Raw genomic sequence first — 24,110 nt, forward strand, 5'->3', positions numbered from 1 at the left:
CGCGCTAGGCCGCCCGCGGGCGCAGGCAGACCAGCCGCTGCGACCAGAGCCCCTCGATCTCGAGGACCGCCTTCTGCATGCGCGCGGGATCGCCCGCGCCCGCCTCGCCGAGCAGCTCGCCGATCGAGCGCGCGCCGTCCGCGCGCACCAGCGCCTCGCCCACGTCGGGCGACACGCCCACCCGCACCCCGGCGTCGTACGTGTTCCGCAGCTCGAACACCGTGGCCGCGCGATCCATCGCCACGAATCGCCGTATCTGGTCCACGCGGACGTGCCTCGGGATCTCGAGCGCGAGCGTCGCGAGGTCCTCCCACGTCCACGGGCGCTTCTCGACGAAGAAGTCGCCGATCGCGAGGTAATGCAGCCCCGTCGTCAAGAAGCTCGTCACCACGTCGTGCGCCGAGTCGACGATCGGCTCCACGTTGTTGTTGAACGAGGTGTTGAGCAGCACCGGCACGCCCGTCCTGTCCTTGAACGCCTTGAGGAGGCTCCAGAACCGCGGGCTCGACCGCTCCGACACGGTCTGGACGCGGGCCGTGCCGTCCACGTGCGTCGTCGCCCCGAGGACGTCCCGCTTGTCCTCACGCACCTTCATGACGAAGATCATGAACGGGAACTCGTCCTCTCCGGGCGGCAGCTCGAAGTACTCGCGCGCGTCCTCCGCGAGGACGGCGGGGGCGAACGGCCGGTATGCCTCGCGCTTCTTGACCATCGCGTTGACGAGGTCCTTGTTCGCGGCCGGCCTCGGGTCGGCCAGGATGCTCCGCTGGCCGAGCGCGCGCGGGCCGAACTCCGATGCTCCTTGCGCCCAGCCGACGGCGGCCCCGCCGGCGATCACGTCGGCGACGCGCGCCGGCAGATCCTCGGCGCGCTCGTGGCGCACGAAGCGGGACCAGGCGGCGAGCTCGCGGGCGATCTCCGCCTCGCCGCCCACGTCGCTGCCCCAGGACACGTGCTCGAGCCGCCGACGCGTCTTCAAGGCCCCCTCGGCGAGGGTCACGTGCAGCGCGGCCCCGAGCGCGCAGCCCGCGTCGTGCGCCGCCGGTTGCACGAAGACCCGCTCGAACATCCCGGAATACAGGATCTTCCCGTTCATCGTGCAGTTGTGCGCGACGCCGCCTGCCAGGCACAGCCGCGTCTTGCCCGTCGCCTCGCGCTGGTGGCGGAGCACGTGCAGCACGATCGCCTCCAGCGCCTCTTGCAGCGACGCCGCGACGTCCCGGTGCTGCTGGGTGAAGGGGCCGCCCTTCCTGCGCACCTCGATCACCTGCGCGAGCGCGCCCACGCGATCGCGGTGAACCTCGTAGTCGCCGTCCGGCAGCAGCGTGTAGAGCGCGCTCATCTGCGCGCGGAACTTCGCGGGATCGCCGTAGGGCGCGAGGCCCATCACCTTGTACTCGTCGAAGACCCCGTAGCCGAGCAGCGATATCACCGAGACGTAGAAGTTCCCGAGCGACTTCGACTCCGGGATCGTCGAGAGGACCTCGATCCGGTCGCCCGAGCCCACGGCCACGAGCCCGGACAGGAAGTCTCCCGAGCCGTCGATGGCCACGATGAGGCTGTCGTCGTAGCCGGACAGCAGGTAGGTGCTCGCCGCGTGCGCCTGGTGGTGCGGCACGAACACGATCTTGTCGCGATTGATCGGGCGCCCCAGCCCCTGGCCGAGCTTCGCTGCGAGCAGCGTGCGCGCGTCGATCCGCGGCAGCGTGCCCCCGGTCAGGAGCCGCACCCGCCCGAGGAGCGCGTTGCAGTACTCCTCGCTCGCGTAGAACGCGATCCGGTCGACCTCATCGATGCTCACGCCGCGCCGGGCGAGGCAGAAGCGCGTCGCCTCGATCGGGAACTTGTTGGAGTGCTTGATGCGGTTGAGCCGCTCCTCCTCGATCCCCGCGACGATCTCCCCGTCGTCGACGAGCACCGCCGCGCCGTCGTGCGTGAAGCTCTGCGGGATGTCGTACATCTCCTCGTGGGCGAAGCTCAACCCGCCAGAAAGCCCCAGCGTCAGCATGTTTCCTCCTTGCCGCTCGCGCTCATCGCGCCATCGAGCCACGGCGACGACGCCGCGCCGTCGAACTCGCCCTCTCCGAGCGCTCGCCGCCCGTGGGCGCGCTCGATGACGGCGTTCACCTCCGGCCCGAGCGGGCCGAAGACGACCTCCCTGGACAGGCGCTCGAGGACGTTGTCGCCCGCGAACGCGCGCGCCCCGACGACGCCGCGCGCCGCGGCGACGATCTCCTCGGCGCACCGCGTGCCCGTGTACTTCGCCGCCCCGGCGAGCTCGTAGAGCCGCGGGAGCCGCTCGGCGCGGTCCTTCGCGCCGCGGATCGCGCCCATCGCCTCGCCCGCCTCGCGGACCGCCGCGCACGCGGCGCGGTAGCGGATCACCAGGCGACCGACGTCGACGACCATGCCGTCGAGCTCGGCGAGCGGCGCGCCCTCCCGGGCGCGGACAGCGCGCAGGAACCGGCGCGACTCCTCGATCGCCTGGGCCGCGGCGCCCAGGTACAGCGCCGGGATCAGCGCCTGGTGCCACACCATCTCGAACAGGAGGAGCTGCATCACCTCCGGCCCCTGGCCGCCGAGCAGGAGGTCCTCGTCCGGGACGAAGAGATCGTGAAACACGATCTTGCGCGTGTCCGAGTCGATCATCGCGTCCGGGAACAGGTACGGGCCGATCTCCACGGCCGGGTTGCCCCGCGGGCGCGTCATGAAGACAGCGGGGAAGCCCTCCTCGAGCGCTGTCGTGAAGATGAGGAGATCTCCCTCGGTCGCGAGCGACGTGTACGACGCGGCGCCGCTCACCACGTGGCCGCCGGCGACCTTCCGGGCCCTCGTGCCCACCGCGCCCACGCGGTCCGCGTGAACCCGCGAGTTCGTGTTCGCGACGAGCCGGCGCCCCTCGACGATCTCGGAGAGCAGCGCGCGCCGCCGCGCGTCGAGCCGCTCGTCATCGCTGATGGGGAAGGTGGCGATCGCGGAGCTCACATAGAAGTGGTTCTCCACCGCGAGCGCGACAGCCGGCGAGATGCCCCCGAGCCGGTGCAGCACGTGCGCGCACGCGCGGAACAGCCCGGCCGCGTCCCCCTCGTAGACGAGCCCGAGAAACGGCAGATCCGTCGACCGGAACACCCGGTAAAAGGCCGGGAGATCCCGCTCCGCGAGCGCCTTCTTCAGGGCGTCGGCCGCGAGCTGCGTTTGCCGCGCGAGATCCAGCCTGATACGCGCCTTGCGTCCAGCGCCCATGGTCATGTCATTCGAGCTCACGGCTCTTCTCCTTGCGTCCGTCGTGTCCCACGCCCGCGTGGCCGCCCCGTCCGGCGGGCCCCCTCATGCGCGCTCGGCCGGCGCGAGCCGGACGAGCCGCTCTGTCCAGAGAGCCCAGAGCTCGTCCGCGACGTCGGCCCCCGCGCCGTCGAGCAGCGCCGCCGCCGGGCGCCTGCCGTCGGCGTTCACCAGCACGTCGTACGCCGATCGGGAGATCTTGCGGCGGAGCCCGCGGTCGTAGCTCGTCCGCAGCTCCCAGGCGTCGCCCGCGCGCGCGCCGTCGTGCCAGCCGCGCGTGCGGCACACCTGGGTCGAGCGCGGGACCTCCACGGCCAGGCGGAGCCGCTCCTCGAGCGGCGCGGGCTGCTTGCGGACGAGCGCGTCGTCCACGAAGGCGGCCTCGAGGCCGCTCGTGAGGAGCAGCGCGACGATGTCATCGACCGTCTCGGCGGGCGGCTCCGCCCCGTTGTCGAGCGACGTTACGAGCAGCGCGCCGACCCCGGAGATCTCCTTGAACGCGCCGAGCAGCGCGAACAGCCTCGGATCCGCCTCCTTCCGCACCACCTGCGCGCGGACCGTGCCGTCCGCGTGCAGCGCCGCCGCCAGCGCCGCGCCGCGCTCGCGCCGGACGCGCAGCGCGAAGCTCTTCCAGCGGAGCTGGTCGGGCGGGCACGGCAGCATCAGGTGCTCGGCGGCGTCCTCCGCGAGCATCGCGACCGAGAGCGGCCGGTGCGGCGCGCGCCGCTTCATCGCGTTCAGCGCCCCCCGCTGCCGCTCGTCCCGCGGATCCGCGACGATCACGCGGCGCCCGAGCGCGACGAGCCCCATCTCCGAGCGGCCGTTCGCCCACCCGAGGGCGGCGCCCCCGGCGATGAGCTCGGCGGCGCTCCTGGCCGGCGCCGCGGGGCGCTCCGCGGTCACGAGGGCGCCCCAGCGGCGCAGGGCGGGGAGCACCGCGTCGGCGGTGCCGAGGTCCGTCCCCCAGCTCACGTGATCGAGCGGCGCGCGGCGCGGCGGCGCGTCGCCCGCGTAGAGCGCCGCGCCGAGGGCGCACCCGGCGTCGTGCGCCGCGGGCTGGACGAACACCTCATCGAACAGGCCGCTCGCGAGGACACGGGAGTTGACCGCGCAGATCTGCGCGCCCCCGCCGGCCAGGCACAGCCGCCGGACGCCGCTCGTCGTGCGGTGGTGCCGCAGCACGTGCAGCACGATCTCGGAGATCGCCTCCTCCAGCGCCGCGATCACGTCCTTGTGCGCCTGCTCCACCGGCTCGCCGCGCAGCCTGCCCGGCGCCTTCGCGAGCACGGCCGGCAGGCCCTGGAACGCGAGCTCGTAGTCGCCGTCCGGCAGCAGTTTGTACACGCCGCGCATGGCGGCGCGGAGCGCGGCCGGGTCGCCCTGCGGGGCGAGCTCCATCGCCTCCGCCTCCTCGAAGGGGCTGTACCCGAGCGCGCGGATCGCGCGATGGCACAGCTCCCCGAGCGACTTCTGCGGTGAGAAGGCCGCCAGCTGCGTGAGGCACGACCGGCTCCCCGCGGCGGACGTCCCGGTGAAGACCCCGCCCTCGTTGTCGATCACGTAGACGAGCGCCTGCTCGAAGCCCGACATCGCGACGGCGCTCACCGCGTGCGTCAGCAGGTGCGGCACGAAGACGATCCGCGCTGGATCGATCTCACACCGCATCTCCCGCTGGATGGCGGCCCGGAGCAGCCCGCGCGCGTCCGGGATGCCGGCGAGCTCGGGGAACGCCGCGCGCAGGCGCCCCACGAGGAAATTGGCCGTCTCCTCGCCCGAATAATAGGCGATCCGGTCCACGTCCCCGAGCGCGACGCCCCGCTGCCTCAGGCAGGCCCGCAGCGCGTCGAACGGGAACTTGTTCGTCCGGCGAACGCGGTTCAGCCGCTCTTCCTCGACCGCGGCCACGACCTGCCCGTCCTCGACCAGCACGGCCGCCGCGTCGTACGTGAAGTACTGCGGCGCGTCGTAACGGCAGTCGTAGACAGGGTCCAAGCCCCCTGCGAGGCCCAGAGTCAGCATGCGCTCCTCCATCCTTTCGGTTGGGACGTTCGCCGTCCTCGCCGCCCTATCGCAACGGCCGTTCCATCGAGCGGTGCGGTCATTCCGGCGGCGGCACCGGGAGGGAGTGATCTATTTGTTAAGCTTCTTTAAGAAGCTGAAGAAACGAGGACCGATAGGGGGCGAGCGACGCGCGGACCTTCGCCGAGGTGCGCTCGAGGCTCTCGGTGCATTGAAGGTCTTTCGGTTTGATGCCGAGCTTTGCGAGGCGGCTGTACACGTACGGCAGCGACCGATTGATCCGCCGTGACAGCTCGCGCGCGCTCCTCGTCTCCCTGGCGCATTTCAGGAACAGCAGGTCGTCGAGCTTCTCGATCCCTCGCAGGTGGAGCTGGGGAGCCGCCGCGGCGTCCGGCGCGGGCCCGAGCTGCTGGGCGAGCAGGTCGAGCCCGCACGCAGCCGTCCAGTTCTCCTCGGGGGTCCGCGCCGGGTCTCGCACCAGGAAGTACCGCTCGACGGCGTTGCGGAGCTCGCGGACGTTGCCCCGGTACACCCCGCCGCTCGCCAGCTCGCCGACGGCGCTCACCTCGCGCGCGGGCAGCGGCGCGCGGTAGCGCTCGCCCATCTCCAGGGCGAGCACCCGCGCGAGCGTGCGCAGATCGTCCGGGCTCGGCGGGGGCACGACGATCGTGAACACGCTGAGCCGGAAGAACAGGTCGGTCCGGAACGTCGCGTCGAGCCCGGCGGCGAGGTCCCGGTTCGTGGCGGCGAGGATGCGGACGTCCGCGCTCCGCTCCTCGCTGCCGCCCACGGGCCAGAACGAGCCATCCGCGAGGAAGCGGAGGAGCTTCGCCTGCGCCTCCATCGGCAGCTCCCCGATCTCGTCGAGGAACAGGCTGCCGCCGGAGGCGAGCTCCGCGAGCCCGCGCTTCGAGGCGGTCGCCCCCGTGTAGGCCCCGCGCACGTGTCCGAACAGCTCGCTCTCGAACAGCGTCTGCGTCAGGGCGGCGCAGTTGACGGTGATGAGCCGGTGCTTCGAGCGCCGGCTGTGCTGGTGGATGTCGCGCGCGAGGATGTCCTTCCCCGCCCCGGTGGGCCCGACGATCAAGACCGAGCAGTCCGCGGCCGCGGCCTGCTTCGCGAACTCCAGGGCTCTGCGCCGAGCCTCCGAGTGCGCGACGAATCTCCAAGAGCTGGTCATCACTCTGTCTCCTGATTCTTTGATGGCGAACGCTGTTGCCCCGCTCCGCCCGCATGGACGGAGCCGATGCGAACATAACGGAGAACGCCGAACGCCATTGGCCGCGCGCCGGACAACGCCGTTGGCCGGAGGATGGTGAGGAGTTCAGAGGAGATGAAATAAATGAGAGGAGATGAAGGAGCGCGCCCCCCGCCGGCGCCTCGCGGCGCGCCGCGGCGGCCGATCGATCAGGGCGGCGCCGCGGCCGTCAGGCGGTCGACCACGGCGCGGTTCGAGTCCTCCGTGTGGCGACAGTTGTCGCAGCGGCCGCAGGCCTCCACGGTCGCGCCGCCGTTCCCCGCAGGCGCCTCGGTGTCCTCGAAGTACGCCTTCATCACCGCCATCCGGCACTCCGGGCTCTCGGCGTACCGCATCACCGCCTCGAGGCGCTCGCGGTCGCCCGCCCGCCGCTCCTCGTAGGCCTTCAGGAACGCGTCGAGCTCCGCCTCGTCGGCGAAGTCGCGCAACCGGCGCACGCCGCGGCTCCTGTCGATGATCCCGGCCGCCTCGAGCAGCGCGACCACGACCTTCACCTTGCGCTCGGGCAGGTCCGCGACCTCCGCCAGGGCCTTCACAGGGATGCCAGCCCGCCGCTTGCCGTCGGCCCGCTGCGCCTCGAGGCGGCCGAGGGTCTCGTAGACACGGTAGCTCTCGTCGGGGCGCGGGTACTTGCCCCCGAGGAAGAACGCCTGGATGCGCCGGTCCTCCACGCGGTAGAGGAGGATCCCCCGCGCCGGGCGGCCGTCGCGCCCGGCGCGGCCGGCCTCCTGGTAATAGCTCTCCAGCGAGTCGGGGAAGTTGTAGTGCACGACGAACCGGATATCGGGCTTGTCGATGCCGAGGCCGAACGCCTTCGTGGCCACGATGATGCGGTACTCGTCGTTCATGAACCGCTGCTGCGTCTCCTCCCGCTCCTTCGCGCGCATCTGCCCGTTGTACTGGCCCACCGGCACGCCGCGCCCCTCGAGCCAGCGGTGGAGGTCGTTCGCGATCCGGACCGTCGCCGCGTAGGCGATGCCGACGCCGCTCTCCTCCTCGAGGAGGCGCGCGAGGCGCTCGCGCTTGCGCTCCTCGTTCGGGGTGCGGATCACCTCCAGCGAGAGCTGCGGCCGGTCGATGCCGGTGTTCACGACCGCGGCGGCCCGCATGCCGAGCTGCTCCACGACGTCGTTCGCCACCTCGGGCGTGGCGGTCGCCGTGAGCGCCAGCACCGGCGGCCGGCCGAGGGCGGCGACCGCGTCGCGGAGGCCGAGGTACGCAGGGCGGAAGTCGTGGCCCCACTGCGAGACGCAGTGCGCCTCGTCGACCACGAAGAGCGACACGCCCGACCGGCGGAGGAGATCGAGGTACTCCGGGTTCTCGAGCCGCTCGGGCGTCACGTAGATGAGCGGGAGATCGCCGTGCCGTATCCCGTCGACGGTCTCCCGCTCCTCCGTCGCGCTCAGCGTGGAGTTGAGCTTCGCGGCGGGGATGTCCGCCTCTGCCAGCTTCTCCTGCTGATCCTGCATCAGCGAGATCAGCGGTGAGACGACCACGGCGGGGCCGGGCAGGAGCAGCGCCGGGAGCTGATAACAGAGCGATTTGCCCGCTCCCGTCGGAAGGAGCCCCAGGGCGTCGCGCCCGGCGAGCACCGCCTCGATGAGCTCACGCTGGCCCGGTCGGAACGTCTTCACGCCGAACCGCTCGCGCGCCATCTGCCGGATCTCCTGCCAGCTCGGCGCGCTCCGCTGTTGTTCCATGCGCGCGAGCATGGCGCGCACACGCCGGGCGCGCCATGCTCGCGCGCCGGAACTCGCGCCCTCTCAGCGGGGCTCCGCGGTGGCCAGTCCTTGTATCCATTGAGACGAAAAGCCACACGCCCGCCGGCGCCCCGCGCCGGCAAACCGGGTTGAATGTTGGTTACGGCCTCCAGGCGCTCAGCGCGTGTCCGGGCGCCGCTGGGCGCGCCTCTGCTGCGGTTCCCTATGCGCCTCAGGTTCTTCCTTCGTATGCCGAGTCGGCGCGACGCGCGCACGCGGCGATTCTGGCAAATCCCCTCCTTCACGAAGCCTCGTTTGAAGTAGATTCTGCCGCGGAGGCACACGACGAATGACGGAAGCGTCGGATGATCAGAAGAGGAACAGCCAGGCAGACGGCGCCGCGCAGCAGGCGACGGTGGCGCGCCTCGTCGAGACGGCGTCCGAGGGCGTGGCGCCGCGGCTGCCGCGCGCGACGTACCGCGTGCAGCTCAACAAGGACTTCACGTTCGAGCAGGCGCGGAGCATCGTGGCTTACCTCGACGCGCTCGGCGTCAGCGATCTCTACACCTCGCCCTTCTTCAAGGCGCCCCCCGAGAGCCTGCACGGCTACGACCTCGTCGATCACAACACGCTGAACCCCGCCATCGGCGACCGCGGCGACCTCGACCGGCTCACGGGCGAGCTCGCCGAGCGCGGCATGGGCCTCCTGCTCGACTTCGTGCCCAACCACATGGGCGTCGGCAACTCCGACAACCTCTGGTGGAACGACGTCCTCGAGAACGGCCCGAGCTCGCTCCACGCGGCGTTCTTCGACATCGACTGGGCGCCGCTCAAGACGGAGCTCAGGAACATGGTGCTGCTCCCGGTGCTCGGCGATCACTACGGGCGCGTGCTCGAGCGCGGCGAGCTCAAGATCGCCTTCGAGAACGGCGCGTTCGTCCTCCGCTACTTCGACCACGTGTTCCCGGTGAACCCGCGGACGTACGGGATGGTCATCGGGCCGATGGTGCCCGGGCTCACCGCCGCGCTCGGCGAGGAGCACGACGCGCTCCTCGAGCTGCAGAGCATCCTGACCGGGCTCCGCAACCTGCCGCCGCGGACCGAGACGCAGCGCGCCAAGGTGATCGAGCGGCGGCGCGAGAAGGAGGTCCTCAAGCGGCGGCTCGCGACGCTCGTGGCGGACTCACCGGAGGTCGCGGCCGCGGTGGAGGAGGGGGTCGAGCGCATCAACGGCAAGGTCGGCGACCCGCGGAGCTTCGACCCGCTCGAGGCGCTGATCGCGGAGCAGGCCTACCGGCTGAGCTTCTGGCGCACCGCCGCCGAGGAGATCAACTACCGGCGGTTCTTCGACATCAACAACCTCGCGGCGATCCGGATGGAGCACCGGCCGGTGTTCACCGAGGCGCACCGGCTGGTCTTCGAGCTCTGCGAGCGGGGCCAGGTCACGGGGCTGCGCATCGACCACCCCGACGGCCTCTGGGATCCGATCGGCTACTTCGAGGAGCTCCAGCAGGGTTACCTGATCGAGCGCTGCCGCCGCCGCTTCCTCGCCGAGGCCGCGCAGGAGCCGGAGCCGCGGAGCCTCCAGGACTCACGCCGCCGCGCCTCGGCCGGCGCGCGCTTCGCCCGGCTGGAGCCGGCGCTCCGCGCGGCGCTCTCGGAGCGGGCGAGCGCCGGAGGGCGCGGCTCGCGCCTCGCGCGGCCGATGTACGTCGTCGTCGAGAAGATCCTCGCCCGCGGCGAGACGCTGCCCGAGGCCTGGACCGTCCACGGGACGAGCGGGTACGACTTCACCGCGGCCGTGGGCGAGCTCTTCGTCGATGCGTCGAGCGAGGCGGCGATGACCTCGATCTACGAGCGGTTCCTCGGCGACCGGATCGAGTTCGAGACGCTCGTCTACGAGAAGAAGAAGGTCATCCTCCGGACGGCGCTCGCGAGCGAGCTCAACGTGCTCAGCCACGCCCTGAACCGGCTCACCGAGCGCGACCGTCGCTTCCGCGACTTCACCCTCGGCTCGCTCAACGACGCGCTGCGCGAGGTGATCGCGTGCTTCCCGGTGTACCGCACGTACGTCAACGAGCGGACGCCGACGATCTCCGATCACGACCGGGTCGCGATCGGCCGCGCCGTCGCGCTCGCGCGCCGGCGCAACCCGACGATGGAGGCCTCGATCTTCACGTTCGTGCGCTCGGTCCTGATGCTCGACAGCACGGACCTCTTCCGCGAGGAGGACAGGCACCTCTTCTGCGACTTCGTGATGAAGTTCCAGCAGCTCACCGGGCCGGTGATGGCCAAGGGGCTCGAGGACACGTCGTTCTACATCTACAACCGGCTCGTCTCGCTCAACGAGGTCGGCGGCGAGCCCGAGCGCTACGGCGCGAGCGTCCTCGCGTTCCACCGCGGCAACGTGCAGCGGCACAGGACGTGGCCCTACTCGATGCTCGCCACGTCGACGCACGACACGAAGCGCAGCGAGGACGTGCGGGCGCGCATCAGCGTGCTCTCGGAGCTGCCGTCGGCCTGGGAGGAGGCGCTCCACCGCGCGGCCGCCGCGGCCGCGCCGCTCAAGGCCGAGATCGAGGGGCGCGTCGCGCCGGACAGCAACGAGGAGTACCTCTTCTACCAGACGGTCCTCGGGAGCCTGCCGATCGAGCCGCTGCTCGGCTCATCCGGCGAACCGCGCGAGCAGCGCGAGCCGCGCGCGCCCGAGGGCGACGCGCTCGAGGCCTACACGGGCCGCCTCGTCGACTACATGCGCAAGGCCACGAAGGAGGCGAAGGTCAACACGTCGTGGATCGACGCGCAGCCCGAGTACGACGCCGCCGTCGAGGCGTTCGTGCGCAAGGCGATCTCGTCCGCGGACGTGATCGGCGCGCTCCTGCCGCTCGCGCGCGTTGTCGCGTACCACGGCATGTGGGGGTCGCTCTCGCAGACGCTCCTGAAGCTCACGTCGCCGGGCGTGCCCGACATCTACCAGGGCAACGAGGTGTGGGACTTCAGCCTCGTCGACCCCGACAACCGCCGCGCGGTCGACTACGCGTCGCGCGTGAAGGCGCTCGCGGACGTCCGCGCGCGGTGGAGCGGCGGGGACGCCGCGCTCGCGCGCGAGCTCTGCGCCGAGGCGCGCGACGGCCGCATCAAGCTCTTCGTCACGCACGTCGCGCTCGAGCTGCGCCGGCGGTACCCGGCGCTCTTCGGCGCCGACGGGGCCTACGCGCCGCGCGCCGTGACCGGCGAGCGCGAGTCCCACGTCGTCGCCTTCTCGCGCCGCGCCGAGGCGGACGCGTCGAACGCGCGCTCGCTCGTCGTGATCGCGCCCCGGTTCAGCGCGCGGCTGCTCGGCGGCGCCGTCGCCCCGCCGATCGGCAAGGTGTGGGCGGGCACCTCCGTCGACGTGGAGCCGGGCGTCTACAAGGACCTCTTCACCGGCGCCGAGATCGAGGCGTCGGCGCCCGCTTCCTCGCCGCGCGACGCGGCCCCGACGTCCGATCCGAAGGGCGGCGCGGCGCTCCCGCTCGACCGCGTGCTCTCCGATTTCCCGGTCGCCCTGCTCCTGCGGGCGCCACAGCGAGGTCAGTGACATGAAAGCGATTCGCACCATGGGCGCGTGGATCGAGGGCGGCGCGGTCCGCTTCCGCGTCTGGGCGCCCGATCACGATCGCGTCGAGATCGTCACCTACGGCAAGGACGGCGAGGAGATCACCGGCGCGCTGCCGGCGGCCCCCACCGGCGGCGGCTACTTCGAGGCGACGGCGCCGGGCCTCGGCGCCGGCGCGCTCTACAAGGTGAGGATCGACGGCGAGGGGCCGTTCCCCGATCCTTACGCGCGCGCGCAGCCGTTCGGCGTGCACGGCCCCTCGGCGGTCGACGACCCGTCGTTCGCGTGGACCGACGCGGGGTGGGAGGGCGTCGCGCTCGAGGATCTCGTCCTCTACGAGGTGCACGTCGGCACGGCGACCCAGGAAGGCACGTTCGACGCGCTCATCCCGCGGCTCGCCGAGCTGCGGGAGCTCGGGATCACGGCGCTCGAGATCATGCCCGTCGCGAGCTTCCCTGGCGAGCGCGGGTGGGGGTACGACGGCGTCGATCTCTTCGCGCCGTCCGCGGCCTACGGCGGCCCGGAGGGCCTCCGCCGCCTCGTCGACGCGGCCCACGCCGCGGGGCTCGGCGTCGTCCTCGACTGCGTCTACAACCACTTCGGCCCCGACGGGAACTACCTGCGCGCCTACACGAAGCGCTACTTCACCGAGCGCCACAAGACGCCGTGGGGCGACGCGGTGAACTACGACGGCGAGGGCGCCGAGCAGGTGCGCGCGCTCGCGATCTCGAACGCCGAGATGTGGATCCGCGACTTCCACATCGACGGCCTCCGCCTCGACGCGACCCACGCGATCCTCGACGACACCGAGCCGCACATCCTCCGCGAGATCGCCGATCGCGCGCGGGCGGCCGGCGGGGGCCGGCGCGTCGTGGTGATCGCCGAGGACAGCCTGAACGACACGCGCCTCGTGACGCCCGCGGAGCAGGGCGGCCACGGCCTCGACGGCGTGTGGGCGGACGATTTCCACCACGAGCTCCGCGTCCTCTTCGCCGGCGATCGCGACGGCTACTTCGAGGACCACCGGGGCACGGCGGAGGACATCGCGGCGACGATCCGCAAGGGGTGGCTCTACGAGGGGCAGGTCTCGAAGCACGCGGGCAAGCCGCGGGGGACGCCGGCCGAGCCGGTGCCACCGCCGCGCTTCGTGCACTGCATCCAGAACCACGACCAGATCGGCAACCGCGCGCTCGGCGATCGGCTGGGCGCGGCGGTGAGCCCGGCGGCCTTCCGGACGATGTCGGCGCTGCTCCTGATCACGCCGTACACGCCGCTCCTGTTCATGGGGCAGGAGTGGAATGCGCGGACGCCGTTCCAGTACTTCACCGACCACAACGCCGAGCTCGGCCGGCTCGTGACCGAGGGCCGCCGGCGCGAGTTCCAGTACTTCACGTCGTTCAGCGGCGCCGAGGTCCCGGATCCGCAGGATCCGCGGACGTTCCAGCGCTCCAAGCTCGACTGGAGCGAGCGGCAGCGGCCGGAGCACGCCGGCGTGCTCGCGTGGTACCGCGAGCTCCTCGGCCTCCGCGCCGCGCACCCCGCGCTGCGGCGCCGCGGGCGCGGCGACTTCTCGGCCGAGGCGATCTCGCCGGACGCGATCCGCATCGAGCGCCGCGGCGCCGAGACCACGGTGGTCGCGCTCGTCGCCCTGCGCGGCGCGCTCGACGTCGACCTCGGCCGCCCGGAGGCGCGGGCGCTCGCGTTCAGCGAGGAGCCGCGGTTCGGCGGCGCGGCGCAGCGGGTCCCGCTCGAGCGCGGCCGGGCGGCGTTCGAGGGCCCGGCGGTGCTGATCGTCGAGGTGCCGCGCTCCTGACGCCGGCCGCGCGCGCCGCGGGGGTCGCGCCGGCCGGGCCCACCAGGTCGATCGCGTCGACCCCGCCGATCACATCGATTACGTCGCTCCCGTGATGCTGAAGCCGGTCACGTTCACGCCCATCGGCGTGGTGCGCACGCCGTTCGCCGATCGGGTGAGCGCGCCGCGGCAGCCGCACGCCGCGGCCGGCGCGGAGGGGACGATCGAGCTCGTGCCCGGCCGCGGGCTGGAGCACGCGCTCTGCGACATCGAGGGGTGGGACTACCTCTGGGTCGTCTTCTGGTTCCACCTCAACGAGGGCTGGCGCCCGAAGGTCCTGCCGCCGCGGAGCGCCGGCAAGCGGCGCGGCGTGCTGTCGACGCGCTCGCCGCACCGCCCGAACCCGATCGGCCTCAGCGTGGTCAAGCTCCTCGGCGTGGACGGGCTCTCGCTGCGCGTCGGCGGCGTGGACATGATCGACGGCACGCCGGTGCTCGATCTGAAGCCGTACGTGCCGTACGCCGACGCGTACCCGCACGCGCGCACCGGCTGGGTCGCGCCGCTCGCGGGCGATCCGTCCGCCGGGGCGCCGGCCGACCCGGAGCCGGGCTTCGAGGTGGCGTGGACCGAGCGGGCGGCCGAGCAGGCCGCGTGGCTCGACGCGGCGCACGGGATCGCGCTGCGGGAGCGCGTCGACCGGGTGCTCGCGCTCGGCCCGCAGCCGCACCCGTACCGTCGGATCCGCGCCGACGGGGACGCGATGCGCCTCGCCGTGACCTCGTGGCGGGTGCGGTTCCGGGCCGAAGGGCGGCGGATCGAGGTGCTGTCCGTGTCGACCGGCTACCGGGAGAAGGAGCTCTGGGGCGGAGAGGCGCCCGAGCTCGCGGCGCACCGGCAGTTCGTGGAGCGGTTCGGCCGCGGCTAGCGCCACGAACCCGGCGGCTCGCCGGCTCCATGGCCGCCGCTGCGCGGCGCGTCCCACGCGAGGCACCCGCGAATGGGCCGATGCCGTGGTGTCGTGACCCTTGCATCCAGATTGCTCAGTTTCTCTGTTTTTGATGCTCTCTCGGTGATCTCCGCGATGCGCGGCGCGCTTGCGGCACGAGGCGAAGCAGACAAGAACGCTCGCGGCGTGCACGTCGCTTCGGCGGAAGAAACCCGATCGACGTCCGGAGGCTGACGGGCGAGCCCTCCTGTTCGATCGCGGTGAATTCATGATAATTGACATGGACGTGGCCTTGCCGGGTTGCGGGTGCGGCGACGTGGAGCGGGGGTTGGATCCGCAGTTCCGCCTGCTCGCCGAGGCCCTCCCGCAGCTCGTGTGGGGCGCGCGCAGCGACGGCGCGTGCGATTACGTCAACGGCCGCTGGCGCGAGTACACCGGCCTGACGGCGGAGCAGGCGAGGGACGCGGGCCCCGATGCCGTCGTCCACCCGGACGACGCGGCGCACGTGGCCGCCGCGTGGCAGGCCGCCCTCGCGCGCGGCGCGGCGTTCGAGCTGGAGGTCCGCCTCCGGCGCCACGACGGCGTGCATCGCTGGTTCCTCGGCCGGGCTGAGCCCATCCAGGACGCCCGCGGTCGGGCGGCGCGCTGGTTCGGTACATTCACCGACATCGACGACCGGAAGCGCGCCGACGAGGGCCTCCGCGACGGCGAGGAGCGGCTCCGGCGCGCGCTCGCGGGCGGCCGGGTGTCGGAGCTGACGCTGCCCGATAGCGAGGAGCTCTTCCGCAACATGGCGGATCACGCGCCCGTGATGATCTGGGTCACGGGCGTCGACGCGTCGTGCACGTACCTCAACCGGCGGTGGTACGAGCTCACCGGCCAGACGGAGGAGACGGGGCTCGGCTTCGGCTGGCTCGCGGCGGTGCACCCCGCCGACAAGGCGGCGGCGGCGGAGACGTTCTGGCGCGCCCACGAGCGGCGGGAGCCCTTCCGGCTGGATTACCGCCTGCGCCGCGGCGATGGCGCCTACCGCTGGTGCATCGACTCGGCGTCCCCGCGGCTCGGCCCGGACGGCGAGTTCCTCGGCTACGTCGGCTCGGTCATCGACATCACCGAGCGCAAGGAGGCGGAGCTCCTGCTGCGGGAGAGCGAGGAGCGGTTCCGCCGCGCCGTGATGGCCACCCCGTTCCCCATCATGATCCACGCGGACGACGGCCAGGTCGTCAGCGTCAACCGCGCGTGGACGGAGATCAGCGGGTACACCGTCGAGCAGATCTCCACCATCGCCGCGTGGACCGAGCGGGCGTACGGGCCGCACAAGGGCACCGTGCGCTCCGTGATCGACGCGCTCTACGGCATGCAGCGCAGGTCGGACGAGCGCGAGCTCGCGATCACCACGGCGAGCGGCGAGCAGCGCACGTGGGTCTTCAGCTCCGCGCCGCTCGGGGAGGACACCTCGGGCCGGCGCCTCGTGATCAGCATCGCCCACGACGTCACCGACCGGAAGCGCGCGGAGGCGGCGCTGCAGGACGCCGACCGGCGCAAGGACGATTTCCTGGCGATGCTCGCGCACGAGCTGCGCAACCCGCTCGGGCCCATCCGCAACGCGGTCGAGGTCCTGCAGCGCATCGCGGGGCAGCAGCCGCCGCTGGTGCGCGCGTGCGGCGTGATCGACCGGCAGGTGTCGCACATGGCCCGGCTGGTGGACGATCTGCTCGACGTCTCGCGCGTCGCGCGCGGCAGCGTCCAGCTCCGCAGGGAGCGGTGCGAGCTCTCGCGGCTTTTGCGGCAGACGGCCGAGGACTACCGCAGCACGCTGGAGGCGAGCGGGCTGCGGCTCGAGCTCGATCTGCCGCCGGATCCGCTCTGGGTCCACGGCGACCCGACGCGCCTGTCGCAGGTGCTCAGCAACGTGCTGCACAACGCGGGCAAGTTCACCGACCCCGGCGGCCGCGTGACGGTGGCGCTCTCGGCGACGGCGGAGGGCTCCGCCGTGGTCCGCGTCCGCGACACCGGCATCGGTCTGGATCCGGCGATGCTGGCGCGCGTGTTCGACCCGTTCAACCAGGCCGAGCGCAGCCGGGAGCGCAGCCGCGGCGGGCTCGGGCTCGGCCTGGCGCTCGTCAAGGGCATCGTCGCGCTCCACGGCGGCACGGTCTCGGCCGAGAGCCAGGGGATCGGCCACGGGACGGAGATGGTCCTGCACCTGCCGCTGGAGCTCCCGGCCTCGCTCACGCCGCCGGCGTGAGCGGCGCGCCGCCCCGCTAGCGGGCCAGGAGACCGAGCCCTGGCACGAAGCGCCCCACGCGAGCGCAGTAGTCCGCGTAGCTGTCGCCGTGCGTGCGCAGCAGGTACGGCTCCTCCACGAAGCGGACCTGCAGCTCGATCGCGGCGACGAGCGCGAGCAGCGACGCGAGCGCGACCGCGTCGGGCACGACGAGCGCCATCCCGGCGGCGGTCAGCGTCATGAAGCTGAAGATCGGGTTGCGGACCAGGTTGAACGGCCCGCGCGTCACGAGGCGCGTGCGCTCGGCCGCGTCGACGCCGATGCGCCACGACTCGCCCATCGCGACCTGCGACCACAGCGTGCCGGCCATCCCCGCGACAACCGTCGCGACCCCGACCCCCACGACGGCCGCGCCGGGCTCGACGAGCGGCGCGACCCACCCCGCGAGCTCGGCGATCGGGGCGATCACCGCGAGGACGAGCGCGGCGACGAAGAGCACGCCGCCGGTCCACTCCACCGAGCCGGGCGGGCCCGAGATGCCGCGGAACCCCGTGGATCCGGTCGCCCGGAGCTGCCGCAGCGAGCGCCACCCGAACGCGAGCGCGCAGTAGACGAGGAACAGGACCAGGGCAATCCAGGGACGGGACATCAAGCCTCCTTCTGTCGAGATCGTTCTTCGTGCGGGAGCATTCCTCGGACCGGCGCGCTCACGGGCCCGCCGCCTCTTCTTCCGTTCGCGCTTCCGTTCGCGCCGGCTCGCCCTGCCGGTGGAACAGCCGGTAGAGCACCGGCAGCACGAGCAGCGTGAGCAGGGTCGAGGAGAGCACCCCGCCGATGACGACCGTCGCCAGCGGGCGCTGCACCTCGGAGCCGGTGCCTGTGGCGAGCGCCATCGGGACGAAGCCGAGCGCGGCCACGAGCGCCGTCATCAGCACCGGGCGGAGCCGCGACACCGACCCCTCGAGCACGGCGTCGTCGAGCGAGGCGCCGTCGTGCCGCAGGTTCTCGATGAACGTCACCATCACGAGCCCGTTCAGCACGGCCACGCCCGAGAGGGCGATGAACCCGATCGCCGCCGAGATCGAGATCGGGAGCCCCCGCAGCCACAGGGCGGCGATCCCGCCGGTCAGCGCGAGCGGGACGCCCGTGAAGATGAGCGCCGCGTTCCTGATCGCGCCGAACGACAGGAACAGCAGCCCGAAGATCAGCCCGAGCGCGACGGGCACCACCAGCGCGAGGCGCTCCCGCGCCGCGAGCAGGTTCTCGAACTGGCCGCCCCACGCCAGCCAGTAGCCCGACGGCAGCTTCACCTCGGCGTCGATCCGCGCCTGCGCGTCGGCGACGAAGCCGCCGAGGTCCCGCCCGCGCACGTTGCACTGGACCACGACGCGGCGCTTCCCGTCCTCGCGGCTCACCTGGTTCGGCCCCTCCTCGAGCGAGATCTTCGCCACCGCCTCGAGCGGCACGAACGCCGCGCGGTGCCCCGCCGCGGCGGCGACGGCCGGGGTCGTGGGCCCGCCCGGCCGCTCCGGCGCGGCGCGGAGCGGGATCGGCAGCTTCGCCAGCGCGTCCACGTCGCGGCGGACCGCGTCGGGCAGGCGCACGACGATGTCGAACCGCCGGTCCCCCTCGACCACCTCGCCCGCGCTCACGCCGCCGATCGCGGTCGCGACCACGGCCTGCACGTCGGCGACGTTGAGCCCGTACCGGGCGACAGCGGGCCGGTCCACGTCGATCGTGAGCACGGGCAGCCCGGTGACCTGCTCCACCTTCACGTCGGCCGCCCCCGGCGTCCGCGCGAGGATCGCCCCCACGCGCCGCGCCTCCCGGAGCATCACGTCGAGGTCGTCGCCGAAGATCTTCACCGCGACGTCGCTGCGCACGCCGCTGATCAGCTCGTTGAAGCGCAGCTCGATCGGCTGGCTGAACTCGTAGCTCTGCCCCGGCACCTCGCGGAGCACCTGCTCGATGGCCTCGGCGAGCTCCTCCTGCGTCTTCGCCTTCGTCCACCCGCTCCGCGGCCTCAGCATCAGGTACGTGTCGGAGACGTTCGGGCCCATCGGATCGGTCGCGACCTCGGCCGTCCCGGTCCGGGCGAAGACGTGCTCGATCTCGTCCGGGAACCGCGCCTTGAGGACGCGCTCGAGCTGCGCCTGCATCGCGACGCTCGTGGTCAGGCTGATCGACGGGATCCGCGCCGGCTGGAGCGCCAGCGCCCCCTCGCTCAGCTTCGGCGCGAACTCGCTGCCGAGCCGCGCCGCGACGAGCCCCGAGGCCGCGAGCGCGACGCCCGCCGCGGCGAGGACGGCGCGCCGGTGGGCGAGCGCCCAGCGGAGCGCGCGCTCGTAGCCGCGCCTCGCCCAGCCGAAGGCCGCGCTCTCCCGCTCGGACACCTTGCCCGTGAGGAGCAGCGCCACGAGCGCGGGGATGAACGTCATCGAGAGGATCGTCGCGGCCGCGAGCGCGAGCACGACGGTCTGCGCCATCGGGCGGAACATCTTCCCCTCGATCCCGGTGAGCGTCAGGATCGGCAGGTAGACGATCGCGATGATGATCTCGCCGAAGATCGTCGCCTTGCGGACCTCCTGCGACGCCTCGTAGGCGAGGGCGACCCGCTCATCGCGCGTGAGCGTCCGCCCGAGCCGGCGCTGCTCCTCGGCGAAGCGCCGCACGCAGTTCTCGACGATGATCACCGATCCGTCGACGATGAGGCCGAAGTCGATGGCCCCGAGGCTCATCAGGTTGCCGCTGATCTTGCCCTCGACCATGCCGGTGACGGCGATCAGCATCGAGAACGGGATCGCGAGCGCGGCGATGAGCGCCGCCCGGAAGTTGCCGAGCAGCACGAACAGCACCGCGACGACGAGCGCGGCGCCCTCGAGCAGGCTGCTGCGCACCGTGCTCAGCGTCGCCTCCACGAGGTAGGTGCGGTCGTAGATCGTCTTGACCGAGACGCCCGGCGGCAGCGACCGGTTGATCGTCGCCATCTGCTCGTCGACCCGGCGCGACACGGCGCGGCTGTTCTCGCCGAGCAGCATGATCGCGGTGCCGATCACCGCCTCCTCGCCGTCCTCGGTGGCGGCGCCCGTGCGCAGCTCCCGGCCGACGACGACCTCGGCGACGTCCTCGACGCGGATCGGCGCCCCGCCGTGGTGGCCCACGACGATGCCCCGCAGGTCGTCGTCGCCCTCGACGAGGCCCGTCGTGCGGATGAGGTACTGCTCGCCCCGGTGCTCGATGTAGCCGCCGCCCGCGTTCGCGTTGTTCGCCGCCACGGCGTCGAGCACGTCGCGGAACGACAGCCCGTAGCCGACGAGCTTCGCCGGGTCGGGCGCGATCTGGTAGAGCCGCTCGTGGCCGCCGATGGAGTTGATCTCCGTCACGCCCTGCACCGACCGGAGCTGGGGCCGGACGACCCAGTCCTGGAGCGTGCGCAGGTCGGTCAGATCGTACGGCGCGCCGTCGGGCCGCCGCGCGTCGGGCGCCGCCTCGACGGTCCACATGTAGATCTCGCCGAGCCCCGTCGCGATCGGGCCGAGCTGCGGCGCGCCGAGGCCGTCGGGCAGGCTCTCCCGCGCGGCGGCGAGCCGCTCGGCGACGAGCTGCCGGGCCCAGTAGATGTCGGTGCCGTCCTCGAAGATCACCGTGACCTGCGAGAGGCCGTACCGCGACAGGGAGCGGACCTCCTCGACGCGCGGGAGCCCGCCCATCGCGTGCTCGACGGGGAAGGTGACGCGGCGCTCCACCTCGACGGGCGAGAGCGCCTGCACCTGCGTGTTGATCTGCACCTGGACGTTGGTGATGTCCGGGACCGCGTCGATCGGCAGGCGGGTGAAGTTGTAGGCCCCGAGCGCCCCCGCCGCGAGCGTGAGCGCGACGACGAGGAAGCGATGCCGGACCGAGAAGGCGAGGAGGCGCGAGAGCAGCGTGAGCATGGTCGTTCGGCGCCTCAGTGCGCGTGGCCGCCCTCGGGCTTGCCGAGCTCTGCCTTCAGGACGAAGCTGTTCTTGCCCACGTAGCGGTCGCCCGCCGAGACCCCCGCCTCGATCTCCACGACGGGCGCGCCCTGCCCGGCGGCGGCCGCGACCCCCCGGCGCCCGAGCTTCACGGGCCGCGCCTCGAAGGCGTCGCCCTCCTGGACGAAGACGACCTCCTTGCCGTCGACGCGCTGGATCGCCTCGTCCGAGACGACCACCGGCGCGTCCACCTCCTCGACGCTCACGTCCACGGTCGCGAACAGCCCTGGCCGGAAGCCTTTGTCGGGCTCGCGGAGCTCGACCCGGGCGCTCGCCGAGCGGTTCCCCTCGTCGAGCACGTGCCCGAGGTACGTCACCGCCCCCCGGGCGGCCGCCGGGGTCCCCTCGGCCGTGACCCACGCGGTCTGGCCGACGCGCACGCGGTGGAGATCCTTCGCGTACACGGTCACGTTGACCCAGACCGTCGACAGGTCCGCGATCACGAACACCTGCGTGTCCTCCTTGAGCACCTCTCCGACCGCGATGTGCTTCTCGATGATGGTCCCGTCGATCGGCGCGATCAGCGCGTACCCGCCGGCCTTGCCGCCGCCTGTGCCCGCGGCGGCGCCGAGCTTCTGCGCCGCGCTCCGGTGCTCGATCCGGGCCTCCGCGACCGCCTGCTTCGCCGCGAGGTACTCCTTCTCGGCGGAGATCTGCTCCTTCCAGAGCGCGTCCTGCCGCGCGTAGCTCGCCTCCGCGAGGGTGAGCCGCTCCTTGGCCGCGAGCAGCTCCCGCTGCAGCTCGGCCAGCTCGCGGCTGTCGAGCACGGCGAGCACGTCGCCCTTCTTCACCGCGTCGCCGAGCTGCTTCTTCACCTCCCGCGCCGCGCCGGGCACGCGCGGCGTCACGTGCGCGACGGCCTCCGCGTTGAGCGCGATCTCGCCGGGCAGCCGCAGGGTGACCGCGACCTTGCCCGGCCCGGCGGTCAGCAGCTCGAGCCCGGCGTTCTCGATCATCGCCGGCGAGAGCCTGAGCTTCCCCCCGGCGTGCTCGTCCTCGCCGCCGTGCGCGTGGTCGTCGTGCGCGTGGTCGTCGTGCGCGGCGCGCGGGCGATCCTCGGCGTCCCCGTGGCCGTGCCCCTGGTGCTCCCCGTGGTCGTGGTCGTCCTCGCCGTGGTCGTGGTCGTGCGCCTCCCCCGCGCCGCGCTCCTCCCCGTGGCCGTGCCCGTGCAGGCGGTGCTCGACGAGCACGGTGGCCCCCACGGCGGCGCCGACGAGCGCGAGCGCCCCGGCGGCCAGCGCCGCGACGCGTTTCCGTGACAGCTCGAATTTTCCGTTGTCAGCGCTCATCGGGGCATCCTCCCTGCGGCGACGAGCAGCTCGATCTTGGCGGCCGCGTGGGCGTGCTCCGCGTCGAGCAGCGCCGCCTGCGTCTCGAGCGCCTCGCGGCGCACGAGCAGGACGCTCGGCAGGTCGTTCTCGCCGAGCTCGTAGCCGCGCGCCGCGAGCGCGGCGGCCTTCTCGCCCAGGGCGGCCGCCGGGCTCAGGGCCTCGAGCGCCCGCCGCGTCGCCAGGTAGCGCGCGTGGAGCTCCTGGATCTTCCCGGCCGCGGCCGCGCGCGCGGCGGCGCTCCGGGCCGCGGCGACGTCCACCTCGGCGGCCGCCGTCGCCGCGCCGGAGCGGTTCGCGTTGAGGAGGGGCAGCGGCACGGCGAGCCCGAGCGTCCCGATGTTGGCGCCGTCGTCGCGCTCGTACTGGGCGGTGACGGTGACCGTGGGCCACCGCGCCGCCTGCTCGCGCGCCGACCTCGCCCGGGCCGCGTCGAGCGACGCCGCGGCGGCGCGCAGGTCGGTGCGCTGCGCGAGCCCGTCCAGGAGCGCCGCGAGCGGCGGCGGCTCGTCCGGAGGGACGAGCGGCCCCTCGAGGCGGCGTCCCGGCTCCGCCGTGGCGGGCAGCCCCAGCAGGACCTGCAGCGCCGCCAGATCCGCGTCGCGCGCGCCCTGCGCGGCCGCCTCGGCCGCCGCGTCGCGGCCGCGCTGCAGCGACGCCACGGCGACGTCGACCTCCGGCGCCTCGCCCGCCTTGCGCCGCCGCTCCGCCGCGGCGAGGAGCCGATCGCCCAGGGCGCGCCGCGCCCGCGCGAGCTCGACGTGCCGCTCGTCCCGGATCACCAGGGCGTGCTGGAGCAGCGCCGCGAGCACCAGGCCGCGCCGGCCGTCCTCGGCGGCGCTCTCCGCGGCGCGCAGCTCGGCCTCCGCGGCGTCGACGCGGGCCCCGCGCTGGCCGCCGAGGTCGACGGGCCACGCGAGCGACGCCATGGCCGCCGCCGGCCTGCTCCCGTCGGGGTTGAAGCGGACGCCGCCCGCCCCGGCGAGGACCGGGTTCTCGAGCGACAGCGCGCCGGACGCGCCCGCGGCGGCGCGCGCGACCGCGACCTCGGCCGCGGCGACGCGCGAGGCGGGCGAGGCGCGGGCCAGCTCGATCACCCGGGCGCGGGTGAGCGCCGGGTCGGCAGCGAGGGCCGGCCCGGGGAGGGCGAGGGCGGAGAGGACGAGCAACGGAGCGACGGTCGACAGAGCACGCGCAAACGAGAGAGACATGGCCGGGCAACCCCGAGCGCACAGCGCTCGTGCAAGAGCCGCGATGATCCCGGTCGTCAGGCGAGGCGAGGGGCGTTCGCCGCGCTTCGCGCGCGCGGCACGGCGTGCGCGCGCTCCACGAAGCGAGGCACGCGGAACGCGCGGCGCGCGCGTCCCGGCGATGCGCCTCTCCTGACGCGGGGCCTCAGGCGCGCGGCTGGCGGGGCGGCCTCTCGAGGCGGCTCCGCGCGGCGCGCCCCGGCGTCTCCGGCGGCGCGAGCTCATCGAGCTCGAAGGGGGCGAGCAGCACGCACAGGAGGGGCGGCTCGACGAGCGGCAGCGTCATGGGCACGTGACCGCAGGCGCAATCGTGGCAGTCGGGGGGGCAGTCGCGGTGCGAGCCGCCGTCGCTCCCGCCGTCGTCGTCTGCGTCCGCGAGGGCGGTCGCCGCCGGGTGCGTGCAGGCGACGGCGATGCCGAGCGTCTGGAACGTGTGGCCCTGGCCCAGCAGGCCGATCACGAGCAGGACCGACACGACCGCGCCGAGCCAGCGGAGGAGCGGGCCACGCCGTCGGTGCGCGTGCCGGACGCGGAGCATGCCCGCCAAGGATGGGGCGCCCCACGGCGGGGCGTCAAGGCGGAAGCGCGCGGCGCGCGGCCACGTCCCTGCGCGGGTATTGCGCCGGCGTCCCGCGCGCCGCGACGTCGCGGCGTCCGGAACGCGCGCCCGCGCTGCAGGGGGCCGCGCTGGCGC

Annotated in this window: 14 protein-coding genes; 4 read left to right on the forward strand and 10 right to left on the reverse strand. The window is 73.2% G+C overall.

Annotation, left to right across the window (positions count from 1 at the left end; translation table 11 throughout):
- Positions 1-4: 4 nt before the first annotated feature.
- The 5 genes from WME96_RS11735 to WME96_RS11755 form a co-directional block, all read right to left on the reverse strand.
- Entirely contained in the window at positions 5-2,008 is a 2,004-nt protein-coding gene (locus tag WME96_RS11735) for a carbamoyltransferase family protein (RefSeq protein ID WP_437290238.1), read from the reverse strand.
- Positions 2,002-3,264 (reverse strand): acyl-CoA dehydrogenase family protein, encoded by a 1,263-nt coding sequence (locus WME96_RS11740; protein WP_437290239.1) that lies wholly within the window; start codon positions 3,262-3,264, stop codon positions 2,002-2,004. Before WME96_RS11740 ends, WME96_RS11735 begins: the two co-directional genes overlap by 7 nt.
- 63 nt (positions 3,265-3,327) lie before the next feature.
- A complete protein-coding gene (locus tag WME96_RS11745) occupies positions 3,328-5,301 on the reverse strand; it encodes a carbamoyltransferase C-terminal domain-containing protein (protein WP_437290240.1) in 1,974 nt (657 codons plus the stop codon).
- A gap of 118 nt (positions 5,302-5,419) precedes the next feature.
- A complete protein-coding gene (locus WME96_RS11750) occupies positions 5,420-6,481 on the reverse strand; it encodes a sigma 54-interacting transcriptional regulator (RefSeq protein ID WP_437290241.1) in 1,062 nt (353 codons plus the stop codon).
- A gap of 227 nt (positions 6,482-6,708) precedes the next feature.
- Positions 6,709-8,259, reverse strand: coding sequence for a RecQ family ATP-dependent DNA helicase (locus WME96_RS11755; protein WP_437290242.1), 1,551 nt, complete (start codon positions 8,257-8,259; stop codon positions 6,709-6,711).
- A 349-nt stretch (positions 8,260-8,608) separates the two neighbouring features.
- On the opposite strand from WME96_RS11755, the gene treY reads away from it, so the two are divergent.
- The 4 genes from treY to WME96_RS11775 all read left to right on the forward strand — a co-directional run bounded on the left by treY (position 8,609) and on the right by WME96_RS11775 (position 16,843).
- On the forward strand, positions 8,609-11,839 hold the full coding sequence (treY, locus tag WME96_RS11760) for a malto-oligosyltrehalose synthase (RefSeq protein WP_437290243.1): 3,231 nt from the start codon (positions 8,609-8,611) through the stop codon (positions 11,837-11,839).
- Between the two features lies 1 nt (position 11,840).
- Positions 11,841-13,670, forward strand: coding sequence for a malto-oligosyltrehalose trehalohydrolase (gene treZ, locus WME96_RS11765; protein ID WP_437290244.1), 1,830 nt, complete (start codon positions 11,841-11,843; stop codon positions 13,668-13,670).
- 94 nt (positions 13,671-13,764) lie between these two features.
- Positions 13,765-14,574 carry a tRNA (N6-threonylcarbamoyladenosine(37)-N6)-methyltransferase TrmO gene (gene tsaA / locus WME96_RS11770; RefSeq protein ID WP_437290245.1) on the forward strand — a complete coding sequence of 270 codons (810 nt, stop codon included), beginning with the start codon at positions 13,765-13,767 and terminating at the stop codon, positions 14,572-14,574.
- Between the two features lie 301 nt (positions 14,575-14,875).
- Positions 14,876-16,843, forward strand: a complete 1,968-nt coding sequence (locus WME96_RS11775; RefSeq protein ID WP_437290246.1) for a sensor histidine kinase — start codon at positions 14,876-14,878, stop codon at positions 16,841-16,843.
- A gap of 16 nt (positions 16,844-16,859) precedes the next feature.
- Here the strand turns inward: WME96_RS11775 and WME96_RS11780 are convergent, their stop codons facing one another.
- The 5 genes from WME96_RS11780 to WME96_RS11800 form a co-directional block, all read right to left on the reverse strand.
- Complete coding sequence (locus WME96_RS11780; protein WP_437290247.1) at positions 16,860-17,471, reverse strand: methyltransferase family protein; 612 nt, start codon at positions 17,469-17,471, stop codon at positions 16,860-16,862.
- A gap of 58 nt (positions 17,472-17,529) precedes the next feature.
- On the reverse strand, positions 17,530-20,757 hold the full coding sequence (locus WME96_RS11785; RefSeq protein ID WP_437290248.1) for an efflux RND transporter permease subunit: 3,228 nt from the start codon (positions 20,755-20,757) through the stop codon (positions 17,530-17,532).
- Between the two features lie 14 nt (positions 20,758-20,771).
- Positions 20,772-22,127 carry an efflux RND transporter periplasmic adaptor subunit gene (locus WME96_RS11790; RefSeq protein WP_437290249.1) on the reverse strand — a complete coding sequence of 452 codons (1,356 nt, stop codon included), beginning with the start codon at positions 22,125-22,127 and terminating at the stop codon, positions 20,772-20,774.
- The gene (locus WME96_RS11795; protein WP_437290250.1) at positions 22,124-23,377 is read right to left on the reverse strand and encodes a TolC family protein; all 1,254 of its coding nucleotides are present in this window, start codon (positions 23,375-23,377) and stop codon (positions 22,124-22,126) included. The genes WME96_RS11790 and WME96_RS11795 overlap by 4 nt, the downstream gene beginning before the upstream one ends.
- Before the next feature lie 184 nt (positions 23,378-23,561).
- Positions 23,562-23,954: a hypothetical protein gene (locus tag WME96_RS11800; RefSeq protein ID WP_437290251.1), complete on the reverse strand. Its 393-nt coding sequence runs from the start codon at positions 23,952-23,954 to the stop codon at positions 23,562-23,564.
- Between the last annotated feature and the right edge of the window lie 156 nt (positions 23,955-24,110).

The organism is Sorangium sp. So ce406 (genome assembly GCF_051474675.1).
In the GTDB taxonomy this organism is placed as follows: Bacteria; Myxococcota_A; Polyangia; order Polyangiales; family Polyangiaceae; genus Sorangium; species Sorangium cellulosum_G.